This is a genomic window from Bifidobacterium platyrrhinorum (assembly GCF_010667645.1).
Lineage (GTDB): Bacteria > Actinomycetota > Actinomycetes > Actinomycetales > Bifidobacteriaceae > Bifidobacterium > Bifidobacterium platyrrhinorum.
The window spans coordinates 83375-100237 of the sequence record NZ_WHZV01000007.1; the positions used below are offsets into that span (position 1 = coordinate 83375).

The window sequence follows — 16863 nt, forward strand, 5'->3', positions numbered from 1 at the left end:
TCACCTTACCGCACATCAATGTCAGGATGCGCGGCAGCATCCGCGCCGGAACCGGCGGGCGGGGCGAACGGTCCCGCATATGGGAAAGGCTCCCGCGAAGGGGAGCCTTGGCGTCCACGGATCCGGCGAAGGGGCCCGATCCGCGATCAGTGAATCAGTGGATCAGTGGATCTGGTCGAGGTCCGGGTAGAGCGGGAAGTCCTCGACGAGCTTGTCGACGCGGGCCTTGAGGGCTTCGACGTCGGCGGACGGGCCGGCGGCGAGCGCGGTGCCGATGATGTCGGCGACCTCCTCGTACTCCTTCGGTCCGAAGCCGCGGGTGGCGAGCGCGGAGGCGCCGATGCGAAGGCCAGAGGCGACGGAGGCGGGACGCGGGTCGAACGGCACGGTGTTGCGGTTGATGGTGATGCCGCACTGGGCGAGCAGGTCCTCACCCTGCTTGCCGTCCATCTCGCTGTTGCGCAGGTCGACCATCACCAGGTGCACGTCGGTGCCGCCGGTGAGCACGCTGATGCCGTTGGCCTTGACGTCGTCGGCGAGGAGGCGCTCGGCGATGATCTTCGCGCCTTCGAGCGTGCGCTCCATGCGGTTCCTGAACTCCGGGGAGCCGGCGACCTTGAAGCTGACGGCCTTGCCGGCGATCACGTGCATGAGCGGGCCGCCCTGCTGGCCGGGGAACACGGAGGAGTTGAGCTTCTTGGCGTACTCCTGCTTGGCGAGGATGAAGCCGGAACGCGGGCCGCCGAGGGTCTTGTGGGCGGTGGAGGAGACGACGTCCGCGTACGGGACGGGGCTCGGGTGCAGGCCGGCGGCGACGAGGCCGGCGAAGTGGGCCATGTCGACCCAGAACTTGGCGCCGACCTCGTCGGCGATCTCCTTCATGGCCTTGAAGTCCTCGATGCGCGGGTAGGCGCTCCAGCCGCCGATGATCATGGCCGGGTGGGTCTCGAGGGCGCGCTGGCGGATGATCTCCGGGTCGATGCGGAAGGTCTCCGGGTTCACGCCGTAGGCTTCGGCGTGGTAGAACTTGCCGGAGAAGTTGATCTTCATGCCGTGGGTGAGGTGGCCGCCGTGGTCGAGGGCGAGGCCGAGCACGGTGTCGCCGGGCTTGACGAGCGCCTGGTAGACGGCGGCGTTGGCCTGGGCGCCGGAGTGGGGCTGGACGTTGACGTATTCGGCGCCGAACAGCTTCTTGGCGCGTTCGCGGGCGATGGTCTCGATCTGGTCGACGTACTCGCAGCCGCCGTAGTAGCGGCGGCCCGGGTAGCCTTCGGCGTACTTGTTGGTGAGCACGGAGCCCTGGCACTGCAGCACGGCGCGCGGCACGAAGTTCTCGGATGCGATCATCTCGAGGCCGCCCTGCTGGCGGCGGAGTTCGGAGTCAAGCAGCTCGGCGATCTCGGGATCGGCGGCGCTGATGGGCGCGTTGAATGCGTCGGTGGCCTTCTGTGCGAGGGGTGAAGCGGTCATGTGTGCTCCTTAAACGGTGTGGGTAACGACTGGTTTGCCGTTCGGGCGCCGAGTGTACGGTCCGTTTGTGGCGAACCTGTTTCCGCCGGGTGACGAATCTCACCCCTCGGACACCGGACGCCATGGAGCGGGGCCACGATAGACTGATGGTGGTTCATTATCCCTTCTGCAAGCTAAGGATCCGCCGTGTCCACCACGTTCCATTCCACCCGCTCCACCACCGATTCGCTGACCGCCAAGCAGGCGATCCGCAAGGGCATCGCCGACGACGGCGGCCTGTTCGTCTCCGACCAGCTGGGTTCCGCGAAGGTCGGGATCGGCGATCTGGCCGGCAAGTCCTATCAGGAGATCGCGCGCCGCGTGCTGGGCGCGCTGCTGCCCGATTTCACGGCCGAGGAGCTGGGCGCGTGCATCGACGCCGCATACGGCGAGCAGTGGTCGGACGACCGCATCACGCCGCTGAAGCCGCTCGGCGACGATTTCATCCTCGAACTGTTCAACGGCCCGACCTCCGCGTTCAAGGACGTGGCCCTGCAGATCCTGCCGCGGTTCATGGCACGCACCACGCCGGCCGACGGCGACGCCAACGAGAGGATCATGATCCTCACCGCCACCTCCGGCGACACGGGCAAGGCGGCGCTGGCCGGCTTCGCCGACGCCCCGGGCACCGCGATCACCGTCTTCTACCCGGAGGGCAAGGTGAGCCAGGTGCAGGAGCTGCAGATGACCACGCAGACCGGCTCGAACGTGAACGTGGCCGCCGTGGAGGGCAACTTCGACGACGCGCAGTCCGCCGTCAAGCGCATCTTCGGCGACAAGGAGCTCGCCGCGAGGCTCGCCGGCGACTCGCATGTGGCGCTCTCCTCCGCGAACTCGATCAACGTGGGCCGTCTCGTGCCGCAGGTCGTCTACTACTTCTCCGCGTACGCGCAGCTGCTCGAACGGCAGGTCATCAACGTGGGCGACGAGGTCGAGTTCGTCGTGCCGACCGGCAACTTCGGCGACATCCTCGCCGGCTACTACGCGAAGCTGCTCGGCCTGCCGGTCAAGCATCTCGTGGTCGCGAGCGATAAGAACAACGTGCTGTTCGACTTCCTCACCACCGGCACGTACAACCGCCAGCGCCCGTTCTTCCAGACGATCAGCCCGTCGATGGACATCCTCATCTCCTCGAACCTGGAGCGTATGCTCTACTACCTGTCCGATGGCGACACGCGCCTCATCTCGATGCTGATGAACGATCTCAAGAACTGGGGCACGTACGAGATCCCGGAGCCGCTGCTCGCCAAGATCCGCCGGCTGTTCGGCTGCGGCTGGGCGGACGAGGACCAGGTGCGCGCGATGATCGCCGACTGCTGGGAGAGGAACCGCTACGTCATCGACCCGCACACCGCGTGCGCGTACTTCGTCGCGCAGCAGATGCCGCGCGACCCGCTGACCCCGCGCGTGATCCTCGCGACCGCGAGCCCGTACAAGTTCCCGCGCGTGGTGAACGAGTCCCTCGGCTTCGACGCGACCGGCACCGACTTCGAATGCATGGACGTGCTCGCGCGTGAGACCGGCACGACCGCCCCTGCCGCGCTGCGAGGCCTCGAGACCGCCGACGTGCGTTTCGACACGGTCGTCCCGATCGACGGCATGGAGGCGTTCGTCGAGCAGGCCGCCAAGACGCTGTAATCGCGCTTCGCGATTCCCCTCGACTACGACGATCCCCCTCAGCCCACGCCAGACTGAGGGGGATTTCCTTACAGCCAGGCAAACGCGATTGGCACGCCGGCGATGACGACGAGCAGCGTGGAGATTACAGTTCCCGCGCGGACCACAGCCTCACGGACAGATGATGGGACACGGCGAGCGCGATCGCGGCGACCAGCCACAGGAGCGCCCATCCGGGGACCGGCATCGCGGGATGCATGCCGATCACGCGCATCCGCACCCCGTCCGGAATCAGGTGCAGGATGATGACCGCCGCGAAGAACAGCGCCATGCCGCCCCTGACCATCCGGTGGTATGCGGTCAGCCAGTCGTCGCTCGCGTAGAACACGGGAAGCTGGATGGCCGCCAGCATCGGGAACAGCGCCGCGGCGTAGGGCACGACCCACAATCCGCCCGCGTCAAGACCGAACGCGGCGATGGCGATGGCGACCTCGGCGCCGATCTGCACGAGACAGACGCCGAACACCATCATCGCCGACAGGTAGCGCGCATCGACCTGCGTGCGCCGGGAGACCGGCATGACGCCGATCATCCGGCTTTCGAGCGCGCCGCCGTTCCACCGGAAGAACATCCCCACCAGCATGCCGCAGTACAGCATGGTCAGGAAGGCCATCATCGCGACCGCCACGGCGGACAGGGCGGGCGATTCGAGGTTCTGCCCGAACAGGCACAACGGCAGCGGCAGCAGGAACATGACGGAGGCCGCCACCGCGGAGTTGCCGCAGATCGCCGCGAAGTCCATGCGCAACGCCGTCATCATGGCCCGTCGCCGGGCGGCGCGGCGCAGGTCCTTCGGGGACCCCGCGGGCTTCACAGGCGTCGCATGACGCATCACAGCCGACGTCATCACAGCTCCCTCCCTTCGTAGATGCGCACCGACAGACGGTACGAGACGGCGAGCGCGATCAGTGAGCACAGGACGAACGCGGCCGCCGACGCCCCCGGATGGCCCGCCAGCATGGCGACGGCGTCGTTGAAGGCGCCGACGAACCCGCCGAGCGCGTCGGACGGCGTCGTGCGCATGGCGGCGGTGAACGACCCCATGCTTACGATGAAGCCGATCAGCGCGGACGCGGCGAACCAGAGGAGCGCCTTCCGCGTCGAGAACCGATACAGCAGCGGGCAGAGCAGAGCCTGCGTGACGAGGTACTGTCCGGCCGTCACCGCCACGGACGAGGGGATCGACGCGACGTCGGCCATGCCGAACGCGACCTGCACGGCGGCGGCCAGCAGCCAGGAGACGATCACGAGCGCGGTGCAGGTGAGCACGAGCAGATACCGCGCCGCGACCTGCCTGCGCCGGGTCACGGGCATCAGTCCGGCGAGCCGTGCGGCGCCGTTCTGCTGCTCGTACATGAAGGCGTACATCGGAACGATCATGTACATCCACACGGACGCGCCGGACACGGCGGCATAGGCGGCCCCGCCCCCATCGGGGCGGGCATCGCCGCCCGCCGCCGTGATGAGGAGGACGAACCCGGGCAGGAGCGCCACGACGGAGGGGACGAACAGCCTTCCCGGCGACGAGATCCTGCACCAGTCCATGCGGTAGGCGCGGAGGATGGATTTCCACGCCGTCCGCGAACGTGCGGCCACGGCCGGGCCGCGTACGGGGGACCCGCCCATCATGCACCCCTTTCGCCGTCCGCCGCGGCGGCACCGGGCGCGTTGGTCAGTCGGATGATGTCGTCGATGGACGCGGGTTCGACGTCGAGGCCGGAAACGCGCGCCGCGTCCCCGGTGCGCACGAGCGCGTCGAAACCGGTGGCGTAGCGGTGCACCCCCGCCGCCACGGGCGCGACGGCCGCCAGGTCGTCCGGGCCGCCTTTGACGATGCGGAACGATTCGGTGAATTCGTCCTTCGGACCGGTGTAGCGGAGTCGCCCGCCGGTGATGTAGGTGATGAAATCGGCGGCGCGTTCCAGGTCGGAGGTGATGTGCGTGGAGAACAGCACGCTGCGCGTCCCGTCCGCGATGTAGTCCTGCAGGAGGTCCATGAGGTCGTCGCGGGCGAGTACGTCGAGGCCGCTGGTGGGCTCGTCGAGGATGAGCAGTTTCGCGTCGTGGCTGAGCGCGACGGCGAGCATGAGTTTCATCTGCATGCCGCGCGACAGCTCCTTGACCTGCCGTTTGCGCGCGAGGCCGAAGCGTTCCAGATACGCGTCGAACGTGGCGTGGTCCCACGTGGGGTACATGGGCGCCATGGCCCTCTCCACCGTGTCCACCGTCCATGCGTCGATGAAATAGCTGTAGTCGAAGACCACGCCGAGGTTTCCTTGACCTCTTCCTCGTCGGCGATGTTGTCGAGGCCGAACACGTGGATCTCGCCGGCGTCGCGGCGGATCATGTTGAGGACGAGCTTGATGAGCGTGGATTTGCCGGCGCCGTTCGGGCCGATGAGGCCCATGATGTATCCGGCCGGCAGGTCGAAGGTCACGTCGTCGAGCGTGAAGCCGGAATCGTAGCGTTTGGTCGCTCCGGTGACGGACAACGCCGGCGGCACGGCGGCGGACGCGGCCGGGACTCGTGCGATGGTCATGATGATGCCCCCTTCCGGGACTGTCGCCTGCGGTATTCCTCCGCGAGCATCTCCCCCAGCTCGCCCTCCGTGACGCCGGCGGCCTCGGCGGCGCGGACCGCCTCGGCGAGCGCGCCGCGGACCTGGTTCTCGAGCTGGCGTCTCATCAGCTCGTTGCCCTTGTCCATCACGAACGTGCCCTTGCCCTGGATGTTCTGCACCACGCCCTCGTCGGCCAGCTCGTTGTACGCCCTGGTGACGGTGAGGACCGAGATGCGCAGCTCCCTGGCGAGCTTGCGCAGCGAGGGCAGCGCCTCGCCGGCCTTGAGTTCGCCGTCGAGCACGGCGGCGCGGATCTGGGTCTTGATCTGCTCGTAGATGGGCTCGCCGGACACGGATGAGATGATCAGCTTCATCCGCGCCCCCTTTCCATGGGTCCTATGGTCGCCCGTCACGCCACAGCTGTTTAACTGTTATATAGAACTGTATAACAGATAGTCCGGGGAAACGCCGCACGGCGAATCGTGTGAATAGCCGGTTAACACCGCCACGTCATCGAAAACCCCATGCCTACAATGACGCGTGAAGGGAGCAATCATGCCAAACGACGCCGTTACCTTGCGCAGGACCGAACCATCCGATTATCCGCTCTTCGCCCGATGGTGGAACAGCCCGTCCGTTGCGGAAAACTGCAGAAAGACCCCGGACCGGATCCCCACGGCCGACGCGGAACGCCTGTTCCACGAATGGAGCGACACCGACGACGACACCCGGTTCGGACGCACGGTGCTCGACCCGTTCGGCGACCCCGTCGGCTTCGTCTCCGCTTGGGACGGCGGCGACCCGGACCGCGACCCCACGATGTCGGTGCTCATCGGCCCGTACTACCAGGCCCGCGGCTTCGGCAACCAGGCCATGAAGCTCGGCATCGCGCTCGCCGCCAAACAGCTCAAGGCGAAAAGCATCACCGTCAAGGTGTGGTCGTTCAACCTGCGCGCCCGCCATATGGTCGAATCCCTCGGCTTCACGGAGGTCGACCGCAAGGAAGGCGTCGTGGAGCGTGACGGACGCGCCTTCGGCGAAGTGACCTACCGGGCGCCGATCGCACGCCTCACCGGCCGCATCACCGCCGAAGCCGCCGAACGCGAGGAGGGCGAACGCCTCGAGGCGCAGCGTTTCGCCGCCGAACGTCCCTCCGACCTGCTGCCGGTGCGCTAAGCCCCGCAATCCCACGGGCGGGTGCGCCACTCCGCTGCCGGCGGATGGCGCACCCGCCCGTCGTGTATATGCCTACAGGCCCATATATGTCTACAGGTCGCGGGGCGCGTCGCGGAAATCGGTGAGGACGCCGTCGGCCTCGCGCACGATGGCGGGCCAGTCGGCCGCCGACGAGTCGTCGCGCATGGCCCACACGCGCATGCCCGCGGCCTTCGCGGAGCGCACGGCCACGAGCAGGTCCTCGAACACCGTGCAGTCGCGCGGCTCCACGCCGAGACGGGCCGCCTCCATGAGATAGACGTCCGGCTGCGACTTGCCGGCGCACCCCAGCTCGTCGACCGAGACGATGTCGTCGAACAGGTCGAACAGCCCCGTGTGCTTCAGCGCCGGCTCGCGCAGGCCCCGCGTCAGGGTGGTGGCCACGCCGAGCCGGACGCCCTCCGCCTTCAGTTCACGCAGGTACGCCAACGCCCCGGGCTTGGCCTGGACGGCGTGCGCGTACGCCTCGTGCGCCATGGCGTCCCATTCGGCCATGACCTGTTCCGGCGTCTCCTCGAGGCCGAACCGCGCGATCGTGTAGTCGGCGATCTCGTGGAACTGCATCGGCGCGACAGCGACCGTGTAGTCCGGCGGCACGGGGATGCCGCGCCGGCCGAGGAAGTCGATGTCGATCCGCTCCCACACGCCCATCGAGTCGAGGAGCGTGCCGTCAAGGTCGAAGATGGCGGCCTTGCGTGATGTCATAGTTCGCTCTCCTTAAGCAGTTCGCGGGCGTGGTCGAGCGACGCCTCCGATTCGGATCCGGAGAGCATGCGCGCCACCTCGTGGACGCGTTCGGCGTCCCTCACCTCGGCGACGGTGGTGACGACGCCCAGATCGTCGTCGTCCGCATCCGGCGGTTCCTTGGTGACGACGAACTGCGAGTCCGCCCAGCTGGCCACCTGCGCCAGATGCGTGACGACGATGACCTGCGAGCTGCGGGCGAGGCGGGCGAGGCGCCGGCCGAGCTCGACCGCGGCCTTGCCGCCGACGCCGGCGTCGACCTCGTCGAAGATGAACGTCATGTCGGCGGGCGCGGAGCTCCGCTCCCCCTCCCCGCCGGCGCCCGCGTGCATGTCCGCGGCGGACAGTTCGAGGGCGAGCATGAGGCGGCTCAGTTCGCCGCCGGACGCGCTTTTGCCCATCGGCAGCTGCGGCGAGCCTTCGTAGGGGGTGAACAGGAACGCGATGTCGTCGCCGCCGTTCGCGTCGAGCGCGTCGCCGCCCTCGCGCGACGTGACGCGGATCTCCAGCGACGCGCCGTCCATGGCGAGCGACGTGAGCTCCTCGGTGACGCGCGCGGCGAGACGCCCGGCCGCCGTGGCGCGCGCCCCGTGCAGCTTCGCGGCGGCGGAGGCGGCCGCCTCGTGCAGCCGGTCGCGCTCGGCCTCGAGTTCGGCGAGCTTCTCCGGCGAGGCGTCGAGGTCCTCGATGTCGAACGCGGCCTTGTCGCGCCACGCGATCACGTCCTCGACGGATGGACCCCAACGGCGGGTGAGCTCGTCGAGGTCGTGGATGCGCGCGTTGAGCGCGTCGAGGTCCGCCTCACCGACGTCCTCGCCGAGATGGCCGGACAGGGTGAAGACGATGTCCGCGAGGTCGGCGTTCACCGATTCGAGGCGATCGGCAAGCTCGTCGAACCCGCCGTCGGCCACGTGGATGGACCGCAGCGCCTGCGCGGCCTGCGTGATGAGGTCCGAGGCCCCGGTGGCGTCGGCCGGGGTGTCGGTGAGGTCCAATTGCGAGGCGTCGAGCGCGGCGATCGCGCGGGAGACGCCTTCGGCGATGTCGGCCGCGTTCTCGATGCGGTCGCGTTTCGCCTTGAGTTCCTCCAACTCGCCCGGATGCGGGTCGACCGCGTTGATGCGTTCCACCGACTCGCGCAGGTAATCGGCCTGGGCGCGCGCGGACGACTCCTGCGCACGCAGGCGTTCCAGACGCGCGTCCATGTCGGCCAGTTCGCGCCATGCGGCGTGGTAGGCGGCCAGTTCGCGTTCGTCGCCGGCGGCGTGGTCGAGGAAGTCGCGCTGGCGCGACGGCGAGGCGATCCTGAGCTGTTCGGTCTGGCCGTGGATGGTGACGAGTTCGCCCGCGACGGCGGCGAGCACCGACCGGGGTACCGTCTTGCCGCCCAGCACGGCGCGCGAACGACCGGTGGCGCGCACGGTGCGGGCGAGGAACAGCTCGCCGTCCTCGGGTTCGACGCCGGCGCGGCGCGCGATGGCGAGCGCCCCGCCGGACAGCGCCTCGTCGCCGTCGTCCGCGTCGTCCCCATCGGAACCGCCGGCGTCGTCGGACGCCGCGGAAGCGTCGTCGTCCGCGTCGTCGACGGCGAAGATGCCCTGCGCCCACGCCTCGGAGGCGCCGACGGACACGCGCTTGGCGTTGGCGGGGCCGCCGGAGATGAGCGACAGGGCGCTCAGCAGCATCGACTTGCCGGCGCCGGTCTCGCCGGTGATGGCGGTCATGCCGGCGGCCGGCGTGATGACCGCGGAACGGATCGGCCCCAGGTCGCGCAGGGAGAGTTCCTCGAGCATCAGCGGCGCGCCTCCCCGTCGCCGTCGTGCCGATGCAGGTCGGCGTGGTCCGCGTAGGCGGAACGGAAGTCGGCGGCCCCCGCCTCGTGCGGGGCACGGTCCGCGGCGCCGTGCGAGGCCTGCTCGCGCCAGCCGACGACCGGCAGGTCGAATTTGGTGACGAGGCGGTCGGTGAACGGCGCGCCGGAGAGCCGTGCGAGGCGCAGCGTGCCGTGCGAGGCGCGCACGTCGACGCGCGTGCCCTTCGGCAGGGCGCGCTGACGGCGGCCGTCGCAGCAGATCCAGCCGTCGGACATCGAATCGTCGAGGATGGTGATGGTGAACGTCGAATCGGCGCCGATGACGAGCGGACGCGCGAACAGGGCGTGCGCGGCGAGCGGCACCAATTGCAGCGCCTTGACGTTCGGCCACATGATCGGCCCTCCCGCGGAGAACGCGTAGGCGGTGGAGCCGGTGGGCGTGGACACGATGACGCCGTCCGCGCCGAACGAGCTCATCTCCACGTCGTCGACGCTGATGGACAGTTCGACCATCTTGCCGCGGTCGGCGCGCTCGAGCGTGATGTCGTTCAACGCCCAGTTCTCGATGGGTTTCGACGCACCCGGCAGCCACACGTCCACGTGGGCCATCATGCGCTCGTCGATGGAGTAGTCGCGTTCGGCGATGCGCCGGAACGCCTCGTCCATCTGGAAGCTTTCGAATTCGGCGAGGAAGCCGACGTGCCCCATGTTGACGCCGAGGATCGGCGTGGCGGTGCAGCGCACGAGCTCGGCGGCGCGCAGGATCGTGCCGTCGCCGCCCAATACGACGACGATCTCGGTGTCCTCGCCCACGACCGGCGGCTGCACGTCGAACGCGGGCGGCTCGAGGTTGTCGATGATCGTGACCTCGAAGCCGGCCGCGCGCAGCCTGTCCACCGCCTCGGCGACCACGGTGCCGCTGCGCCTGAGGCGCGTGTGGGTCACCACCACCGCATGACGAACACCGGACATCGCGATCCCCCTTGGAACGACGTGCGCCATGGCGGCGCGCAGGACACATTGCAGCCCCCATCCTAACCGAATCGGACCGCCCGCGCGGCATCTCTCCCGCGCCCCCGCCGCGCACTTCTCGCCACGCACGCCTACAATGGCCCACATACGGCCCGATTCGGGGCCGGCCAGGAGAGAACACGTTAAGGACCCCAAGGTTTCACGAGGAGCGAGGCACATGGCGAATCCCGTCTTTGACCAGGCCTCGTCGAACCGGGAATCCTCGCACGGCTACGCCTGGTGGTTCTCCGGCAACACGTTCGCGCAGTCCGAGGCCGGCGACGGGCGCCCGCCGCGCAAACGCACCGTCATCCAGCATCTGGTCTCCCACCCCGGCCGCCTGACCATCATGTACTTCATCGTGCTGGTCATCGCCTCGACGACCATGCTGCTCATCCCGCCGTCCACGCCGAAGGGCGAGACGACCACGTTCTCGACGGCGATCTTCACCGCGGTGTCCGCGCTGTCCACCTGCGGCATCTCCATCGTCAACTCGACCACGCACTGGACGCTGTTCGGCCAGGCGGTGCTGCTCGTCTCCGTGCAGCTCGGCGGCATCGGCGTGATGACGTTCGCCTCGCTGATCACGCTCGCCATCAACCACCACATGAAGTCCACGCAGCGCCTGCTGACCGCCAGCGAGCTGGGCACGTCGAAGCTCAGCGAGATCCGCGGCGTGCTCAACGTGGTCATCGCAACCACGATGGTCATCGAGACCATCACGTTCGTGGCGCTGTTCCCCGGCCTGCTCAAGGTCAACGAGGGCGACTGGCGCAAGTCGCTGTGGGAGTCGCTGTTCTTCGCGGTCATGTCGTACAACAACGCGGGCTTCACGCCGGACACGGCCGGCCTGCACGTCAACAGCTGGGGCGTGGGGCTGCCGATCATGCTCTCCGCGTTCTGCGGCACGCTCGGATTCCCCGTGATCCTCAACCTGCTCAAATGCGCGCGCGCCCACGTGCCTCCGAAGCGCTGGAGCCTGCACACGAAGATCACGCTCACCGTCACGTTCATCATCGTCGCCATGTCGCTCACATGGTTCCTGCTCGTCGAATGGGACAACCCGTTCCTGTTCAAGGACGCCGACCTCAACACCCGCATGCGCTACGCGATGGTCGCGGCGGTCATGCCGCGCAGCTCCGGGTTCGACCTGTCGTGGGTGCCGCAGGTGAGCGAGCCGACGAAGGTGTTCATGAGCGTGATCATGTTCATCGGCGGCGGCAGCACCTCGACCGCCGGCGGCATCCGCGTGACCACGTTCGCGGTGATCCTGCTCATCTGCCGGGCCTCGTTCACCGGGCACAAGGACATCAACACGTTCCACCACCGCATCCACACGAACGTGGCGATGACGGCCGTGAGCATCACGAGCACCTGCCTGCTGCTCGTGCTCGTCTCGTCCCTGTCGCTCATGCTCGTCTCCGGCGCGTCGCTGACGAACTCGCTGTTCGACTCCTGCTCCGCGTTCGGCCTGGGCGGCTACACGGTGGGCGTCGCCCGCGAGGACAACCCGGCCGCGCTGGCGATCCTCGCCGCCACGATGGTGGTGGGGCGTCTGGGACCGATGACCATCGCGTATTCGATCAGCAGGCCGCGCACGCTCGAGGCGGTGCGCTACCCGACCGAGCCGATCGTGGTCGGCTGACCGGCCTCGGACGATCCGAACATCCAAGAAACCTCGACAGGACAACCACACGGGACAACCACCGGGATCCCACGGAAAGGACGGAAGGCAATGGCGAAATCAAGCAAGAGCGTGCTGGTCGTGGGACTGGGCCGTTTCGGCAGCGCCGTGGCCATGACCCTGGACGCCATGGGGCAGGACGTGCTCGCCGTCGACAAGGACCCGGGCCTCGTGGCCCGCTGGTCGACGCACGTGCCGGTCGTCCAGGCGGACATGACCGACGTGCTGGCCATCGAACAGATCGACGCCTCCCAGTTCGACACGGCGGTCGTCGCCATCGGCGACAGCGTCGAGGCGTCGGTCATCACCACCGGCAACCTGCTGGACGCGGGCGTGACCGACCTGTGGGCGAAAAGCGTGTCCGTCCAGCATGCGCGCATCCTGCAGCGCATCGGCGCGCGCCACATCATCAACGCGGAGACCGACGCGGGCAAGCGCGTCGGCCACCTGGTGAGCGGCAACTACCTGGACTACATCGAGATCGAGGGCGCGCACACGGTCGTGAAGATCCACACGCCCTCGCACGCGGTGGGCAAATCCATCGAGGACGCCCAGGTGCACGAACGCTACGGCATCACCGTGGTGGGCATCAAATCGCCGGGCAAGGAGTTCCAGTACGGCTCGAAGGAGCTCATCATGCACCGCAACGACGAACTGGTCATCATGGGCACCGAGGACCAGATCGACAAGTTCATCCACGACGGGAACCGCTGAGCGGGCGGGCTTGCCGGGGCCGTCGGCCCGTCACCTCACCCGCGCGCGTAGAGCAGCCATTCGGCATTGCCGTGCGTGCCCTCGATGGGGCTCGGCGCGGTGGCGACGACCCGCAGGCCGTGGTCGCCGGCGCATGCGACCACGTCGTCCAGCGCCTTGGCGCGCAACGCCTCGCTGACGACGACGCCGTGGCGGTCGAGCCCCGCGCGCCCCACCTCGAACTGCGGCTTGACGAGCAGCACGATGTGCGCGCCCGGCGCCGCCAGCCCCGCGATCACGGGGATCACGTAGGTCAGGGAGATGAAGGAGACGTCGGAGACGATCATCCCCGGACGGTACGGCAGGTCGTCGGCGGTCACGTCGCGGATGTTGACGCCGCTCATCTCGATGACCCGCGGATCGTCGGCGACGCGCGGGTCGAGCTGGCCGTGGCCGACGTCGAGCGCGATGACGCGGCCCGCGCCACGGCGCAGCAGCACCTGCGTGAACCCTCCGGTGGAGGCGCCGATGTCGAGGCAGTCGAGGCCCTCCGGCTCCGGCAGCCCGTCTTCGGCGAACCGTTCGAACGCGCCGACGAGCTTGTACGCGCCTCGCGAGACGTAGTCGTCGCCCTTGTCCACGACGATGCGCGTGTGCGTGGCGTCGCCGATGGCGTACGCCGGTTTGGTGACGGTCCGTCCATTGACGGTGACGTGGCCGCCCTTGATGAGCCGCTGCGCCTTGGAACGCGAGTCGACCACTCCCCCGGCGACCAGCCACAGGTCGAGACGGTCGGGCATGTCGACGGGTTCCGCATCGATGTCGAAGCGATCGGTCATGGCGTCGTCCTCACCTGCCGATCCCGTCGAGTTCGTTCCGCAGCGAGCCGAGCACGTCGCGGAACGCCCCGATGAGGCGTTCGTCGTCCGCGCCGTCGAGGTCCGCGAGCACGGCGAACCGGTCGGCGAGCGGCGTGCGGGCCGGGTCGCCGTCGGATGCGGCGGTGGCGGTGGAAGGTGCGGCGCCGGCCGTGTCTATGTCCGTGTTCACGGCGAGGCCGGCGCCGGAGACGGGGCCGTCCCCGATGCTGTGGTCGTTCATGGTGGAATGTCCTCCACTATCGGCGAGGCCCCGTTCCCACGGGGCCTCGTGCGTGTCCTATCGTTCCTGCAGCGCGAATCGCGGCAACGTGACGCCGGTCATGTCCACGCCGTCGTCGGCGGCCTGCCATGCGGCGCAGATCGCGGCGCGCAGGGCGTCCGCCGACGTGGCGTCGGAGACGGTGACCGCACCGGCCGCCGCGTCGAACACGGCTTCGGCGTCGCCGCAGGTCCACCGGCCGTCGCCGTGGTCGGCCGGGGCGTGCATGGGTTCGGTGAGCGCGCGCAGGTCGGGCGCCACGTAGGTGGGGCGCAGGTGCGCGGGCGCGAGCATGAGCTCATGCGGGTTCGTGACGCCGGTGAGCACGGCCAGCGAGTCGTAGCCGCCGCGGTTGCCCGCCTCGATGTCGGTGTCGAGACGGTCGCCGATGGCGATGGATTCCTCCTTGGGCACGAGGCTCTGGCCGCCGGAGGCGTTGAGCTCGCGGGCCTCGTCGTACATGTACGCTTCGGGCTTGCCCGCGGAGGCGACCGGTTCGACGCCGGTGGCGGCGATGACCGCGCGGATCATCGATCCGCAGCCGGGCGCGATGCCGAGTTCGCGCGGGATGGTCAGGTCGCGGTTGGTCACGAAGTACGTGGCCCCGGCCTCGACCGCATACGCCGCGTTGGCCATCATCTGCCAGGTCATCTCCGGGAACCAGCCCTGGATGACGGCGGCGGGCCCGTCGCTCGGATCGTCGGTGACGACGAGTCCGGCGCGCGCGACCTCCTCGCGCAGATGTTCGGCGCCGACGACGAGCACGGTGGAGCCGGCCGGCACGGCCTTGGCGACCATGCGGGCGGCCACCACCGAGGAGGTGATGACCTGCCAGGGCTCGACGTCGAGGTCGAAGCCCTTGAGCTGGTCGGCGACGACGTGCTGGAAACGCGACGAGTTGTTCGTCGTGTATTCGATGGTCATGCCGGCGGCCTCGGCCGCGCGGATGGACGCCGCGGCGTGGTCCACCGGGTTCTTGCCCCGGTAGACCACGCCGTCGAGGTCGAGCAGCGCCAGCTTGTAGGCTTCGGCGATCGGCTTCGCGGTGCCTTTGAGGAATCGCGTCATCGTCCGGCTCACGCCTCGGCCGTCGCGGATTCGTCGGAGGCGGTCTCGTCGGAGGCCTCTTCGGTCTCCGGGGCCTCGGCCCGCTCCGGCTCGCCGTCGGATTCGGCGCCTTCCGTCGCCTCCTCGGCCGGGGCCTGGGTCTCGTCGGTGTCGGCGGTCTCGCCGTCGGCGGACTCCACGGCCTCGTCCTGGGCCTCCTCCTCGGAGTGCGCCTCGGACTCGGACTCGGTTTCGACCCCGTCGGACCCGTCTTCGGTCTCTTCGGCTTCGCCGGCCTCTTCGGGCTCGCCGTCGGATTCGTCGGCATCCTCGTCCTCGGGCGCGTATTGGGCGTCGTCCTCGGTGATGCCGAGTTCGGCGAGCACGTCCGGGTCCTCGAGACGCTCGAGGTCGTGGTCGATGACCACGTCGTCGCTGTCCTCGTCCTCGTCGAAGTCGGCGTACTGGTTCTCCAGCTTCTCGATGACCTGGTCGAGCGCGATGGCCTCGTCGGAACGGCCGGCCTCCTCGAGGAAGAGCTGCTCGGCCTGCAGGGCGCGCATGCGGTAGCCGCCGGCCAGCCCCTTGGAGCGGCCCAGCGTGTGCACGATCTCGATGGCCTTGTCCCAACGCTCGAGGTCGGCGAGGGCGCCGGCGTAGACGAGGAACATCTCGGCCTTGGATTCGCCCTTGAGGTACTTGGCGTCGTCGGAGACGGCCATTTCGATGGCCTTCTTCGGGTTGCCCAGGCCGCGTTCGCAATCGGCCATGAACGGCAGGTAGTCGAGGAAGCCGTTCATGCGGTAGGCGGTGCGGAACTCCTTGAGGGCGAGCTTGTAGTCGCCGCGGCGGTAGGCGACGAACGCGAGCGTCTCGCGGGCGAAGTCGATGCGGGAGGCCTGGCGGGCGACCCACTTGGCGTGCTCGAGCGCCGCGTCCGGATCATCCTCGATGAGCGTGTAGGCGGCCAGGATGTGCAGGCCGATGTTCTCGGCGTGCTCCTTGGACAGACCGCGCAGGCGCTCCTTCTCGTCCTTGGAGAGCATGCCCCACACCATGCCCTTCGGCATCTTCGGCTCGTCGGGGCGGCGGTCGGTGTACGGGTTCTGCGAGGGGAAGCTCACCGTGCCGTCGGAGTTGCGGCGCGGGCCCTTGTGCATGTACTCGGAGCGCTTCTGCTCGCGGTACTCGCGCTTCTCCTCCGCGGTGAACTCGCGGCGCTCCTCGCCGCGGCGCGCGTCGTCGCGCTGGTAACGCGGGTTGCCGCCACGGTGCTCGTCACGGCGGAAATCGCGATCGCGACGGTCGTCACGACGGTCGTCACGATGGAAGTCCTTGCGGAAGCCCTGACGCTCGCCGTCGCGATGGTCGTCACGACGGAAATCACGGTCGCCGTCACGATGGAAGTCCTTGCGGAAACCGCCCTTGCCGCCGCGGCGGTCGTCACGGTGGAAGTCACGGCGGTCGTCACGACGGAAACCGCCGTTGCCGCGGAAGTCGCGGTCGCCGCCCTGGCGCGGGCCCTTGTGGAAGTCGCGACGCTCGCCGCCCTCGCCGTTGCCGTCACGGCGGAAATCGCGGTCGCCATCGCGATGGAAGTCCTTGCGGAAGCCGCCGCGGTCGCCGCGACGGTCGTCACGACGGGAACCGCCGTTGCCGCGGTAGCCGCCACGCTCGCCGTCCTTGCGGAAACCGCCCTGGCGCGGGCCCTTGTGGAAGTCGCGACGCTCGCCGCCCTCGCCGTTGCCGTCACGGCGGAAATCGCGGTCC

16 protein-coding genes and 1 pseudogene are annotated in these 16863 nt (G+C 68.8%); 4 read left to right on the plus strand and 13 right to left on the minus strand.

Annotated elements, in window-relative coordinates:
* Positions 1-162: 162 nt before the first annotated feature.
* Positions 163-1470, minus strand: a complete 1308-nt coding sequence (gene glyA / locus GFD21_RS08265) for a serine hydroxymethyltransferase (protein ID WP_163197509.1) — start codon at positions 1468-1470, stop codon at positions 163-165.
* Between the two features lie 186 nt (positions 1471-1656).
* Between glyA and thrC the strand changes: the two genes are divergently transcribed.
* On the plus strand, positions 1657-3147 hold the full coding sequence (gene thrC, locus GFD21_RS08270; protein WP_163197510.1) for a threonine synthase: 1491 nt from the start codon (positions 1657-1659) through the stop codon (positions 3145-3147).
* A 124-nt stretch (positions 3148-3271) separates the two neighbouring features.
* On the opposite strand, the gene GFD21_RS08275 is transcribed toward thrC, so the two are convergent.
* The 5 genes and pseudogenes from GFD21_RS08275 to GFD21_RS08290 all read right to left on the minus strand — a co-directional run bounded on the left by GFD21_RS08275 (position 3272) and on the right by GFD21_RS08290 (position 6120).
* Positions 3272-4033 carry an ABC-2 transporter permease gene (locus GFD21_RS08275; RefSeq protein WP_163197511.1) on the minus strand — a complete coding sequence of 254 codons (762 nt, stop codon included), beginning with the start codon at positions 4031-4033 and terminating at the stop codon, positions 3272-3274.
* Entirely contained in the window at positions 4033-4815 is a 783-nt protein-coding gene (locus tag GFD21_RS08280; protein ID WP_163197512.1) for an ABC-2 transporter permease, read from the minus strand. The genes GFD21_RS08275 and GFD21_RS08280 overlap by 1 nt, the downstream gene beginning before the upstream one ends.
* Positions 4812-5600, minus strand: a complete 789-nt coding sequence (locus GFD21_RS08285) for an ATP-binding cassette domain-containing protein (protein WP_404801573.1) — start codon at positions 5598-5600, stop codon at positions 4812-4814. Before GFD21_RS08285 ends, GFD21_RS08280 begins: the two co-directional genes overlap by 4 nt.
* A pseudogene (locus tag GFD21_RS11475) lies at positions 5549-5725 on the minus strand (ATP-binding cassette domain-containing protein); the annotation flags it as partial. The gene GFD21_RS08285 and the pseudogene GFD21_RS11475, both read right to left, overlap by 52 nt.
* Complete coding sequence (locus GFD21_RS08290; protein WP_163197513.1) at positions 5722-6120, minus strand: GntR family transcriptional regulator; 399 nt, start codon at positions 6118-6120, stop codon at positions 5722-5724. The gene GFD21_RS08290 and the pseudogene GFD21_RS11475, both read right to left, overlap by 4 nt.
* 181 nt (positions 6121-6301) lie before the next feature.
* Here GFD21_RS08290 and GFD21_RS08295 point away from each other — a divergent pair, with 181 nt between their 5' ends.
* On the plus strand, positions 6302-6922 hold the full coding sequence (locus tag GFD21_RS08295) for a GNAT family N-acetyltransferase (RefSeq protein WP_163197514.1): 621 nt from the start codon (positions 6302-6304) through the stop codon (positions 6920-6922).
* Between the two features lie 90 nt (positions 6923-7012).
* Here GFD21_RS08295 and GFD21_RS08300 read toward each other — a convergent pair whose 3' ends face one another.
* Genes GFD21_RS08300 through GFD21_RS08310 form a run of 3 tightly spaced genes read right to left on the minus strand, consistent with a single transcriptional unit; the run spans position 7013 to position 10490 of the window.
* On the minus strand, positions 7013-7666 hold the full coding sequence (locus GFD21_RS08300) for an HAD family hydrolase (RefSeq protein ID WP_163197515.1): 654 nt from the start codon (positions 7664-7666) through the stop codon (positions 7013-7015).
* Positions 7663-9498 (minus strand): DNA repair protein RecN, encoded by a 1836-nt coding sequence (gene recN, locus GFD21_RS08305; protein ID WP_163197516.1) that lies wholly within the window; start codon positions 9496-9498, stop codon positions 7663-7665. Before recN ends, GFD21_RS08300 begins: the two co-directional genes overlap by 4 nt.
* Complete coding sequence (locus GFD21_RS08310; RefSeq protein ID WP_163197517.1) at positions 9498-10490, minus strand: NAD kinase; 993 nt, start codon at positions 10488-10490, stop codon at positions 9498-9500. Before GFD21_RS08310 ends, recN begins: the two co-directional genes overlap by 1 nt.
* A 217-nt stretch (positions 10491-10707) precedes the next feature.
* Between GFD21_RS08310 and GFD21_RS08315 the strand changes: the two genes are divergently transcribed.
* Together GFD21_RS08315 and GFD21_RS08320 are read left to right on the plus strand one after the other, a co-directional pair.
* On the plus strand, positions 10708-12174 hold the full coding sequence (locus GFD21_RS08315) for a potassium transporter TrkG (RefSeq protein WP_163197518.1): 1467 nt from the start codon (positions 10708-10710) through the stop codon (positions 12172-12174).
* A 90-nt stretch (positions 12175-12264) separates the two neighbouring features.
* Entirely contained in the window at positions 12265-12927 is a 663-nt protein-coding gene (locus GFD21_RS08320) for a potassium channel family protein (RefSeq protein WP_163197519.1), read from the plus strand.
* A 35-nt stretch (positions 12928-12962) separates the two neighbouring features.
* Here the strand turns inward: GFD21_RS08320 and GFD21_RS08325 are convergent, their stop codons facing one another.
* From GFD21_RS08325 to GFD21_RS11150, 4 genes are all read right to left on the minus strand, one after another.
* Positions 12963-13745, minus strand: a complete 783-nt coding sequence (locus GFD21_RS08325) for a TlyA family RNA methyltransferase (RefSeq protein ID WP_163197520.1) — start codon at positions 13743-13745, stop codon at positions 12963-12965.
* A gap of 10 nt (positions 13746-13755) precedes the next feature.
* Positions 13756-14007, minus strand: a complete 252-nt coding sequence (locus tag GFD21_RS08330) for a hypothetical protein (RefSeq protein ID WP_163197448.1) — start codon at positions 14005-14007, stop codon at positions 13756-13758.
* Between the two features lie 57 nt (positions 14008-14064).
* Entirely contained in the window at positions 14065-15114 is a 1050-nt protein-coding gene (locus tag GFD21_RS08335; protein ID WP_163197521.1) for an HAD-IIA family hydrolase, read from the minus strand.
* A gap of 8 nt (positions 15115-15122) precedes the next feature.
* On the minus strand, positions 15123-16863 hold a 1741-nt coding region (locus GFD21_RS11150), incomplete at its 5' end, for a helicase (protein ID WP_225431745.1).

Excerpts from the sequence above, each read along its gene's own strand:
- GFD21_RS08325 (WP_163197520.1), bottom strand. The coding sequence starts at position 13,745 with ATGACCGATCGCTTCGACATCGATGCGGAACCCGTCGACATGCCCGAC.
- GFD21_RS08315 (WP_163197518.1), top strand. The coding sequence starts at position 10,708 with ATGGCGAATCCCGTCTTTGACCAGGCCTCGTCGAACCGGGAATCCTCG.
- GFD21_RS08300 (WP_163197515.1), bottom strand. The coding sequence starts at position 7,666 with ATGACATCACGCAAGGCCGCCATCTTCGACCTTGACGGCACGCTCCTC.
- GFD21_RS08275 (WP_163197511.1), bottom strand. The coding sequence starts at position 4,033 with ATGACGTCGGCTGTGATGCGTCATGCGACGCCTGTGAAGCCCGCGGGG.
- GFD21_RS08290 (WP_163197513.1), bottom strand. The coding sequence starts at position 6,120 with ATGAAGCTGATCATCTCATCCGTGTCCGGCGAGCCCATCTACGAGCAG.
- recN (WP_163197516.1), bottom strand. The coding sequence starts at position 9,498 with ATGCTCGAGGAACTCTCCCTGCGCGACCTGGGGCCGATCCGTTCCGCG.
- GFD21_RS08280 (WP_163197512.1), bottom strand. The coding sequence starts at position 4,815 with ATGATGGGCGGGTCCCCCGTACGCGGCCCGGCCGTGGCCGCACGTTCG.
- GFD21_RS08320 (WP_163197519.1), top strand. The coding sequence starts at position 12,265 with ATGGCGAAATCAAGCAAGAGCGTGCTGGTCGTGGGACTGGGCCGTTTC.
- GFD21_RS08310 (WP_163197517.1), bottom strand. The coding sequence starts at position 10,490 with ATGTCCGGTGTTCGTCATGCGGTGGTGGTGACCCACACGCGCCTCAGG.
- GFD21_RS08335 (WP_163197521.1), bottom strand. The coding sequence starts at position 15,114 with ATGACGCGATTCCTCAAAGGCACCGCGAAGCCGATCGCCGAAGCCTAC.
- GFD21_RS08295 (WP_163197514.1), top strand. The coding sequence starts at position 6,302 with ATGCCAAACGACGCCGTTACCTTGCGCAGGACCGAACCATCCGATTAT.
- glyA (WP_163197509.1), bottom strand. The coding sequence starts at position 1,470 with ATGACCGCTTCACCCCTCGCACAGAAGGCCACCGACGCATTCAACGCG.
- GFD21_RS08330 (WP_163197448.1), bottom strand. The coding sequence starts at position 14,007 with ATGAACGACCACAGCATCGGGGACGGCCCCGTCTCCGGCGCCGGCCTC.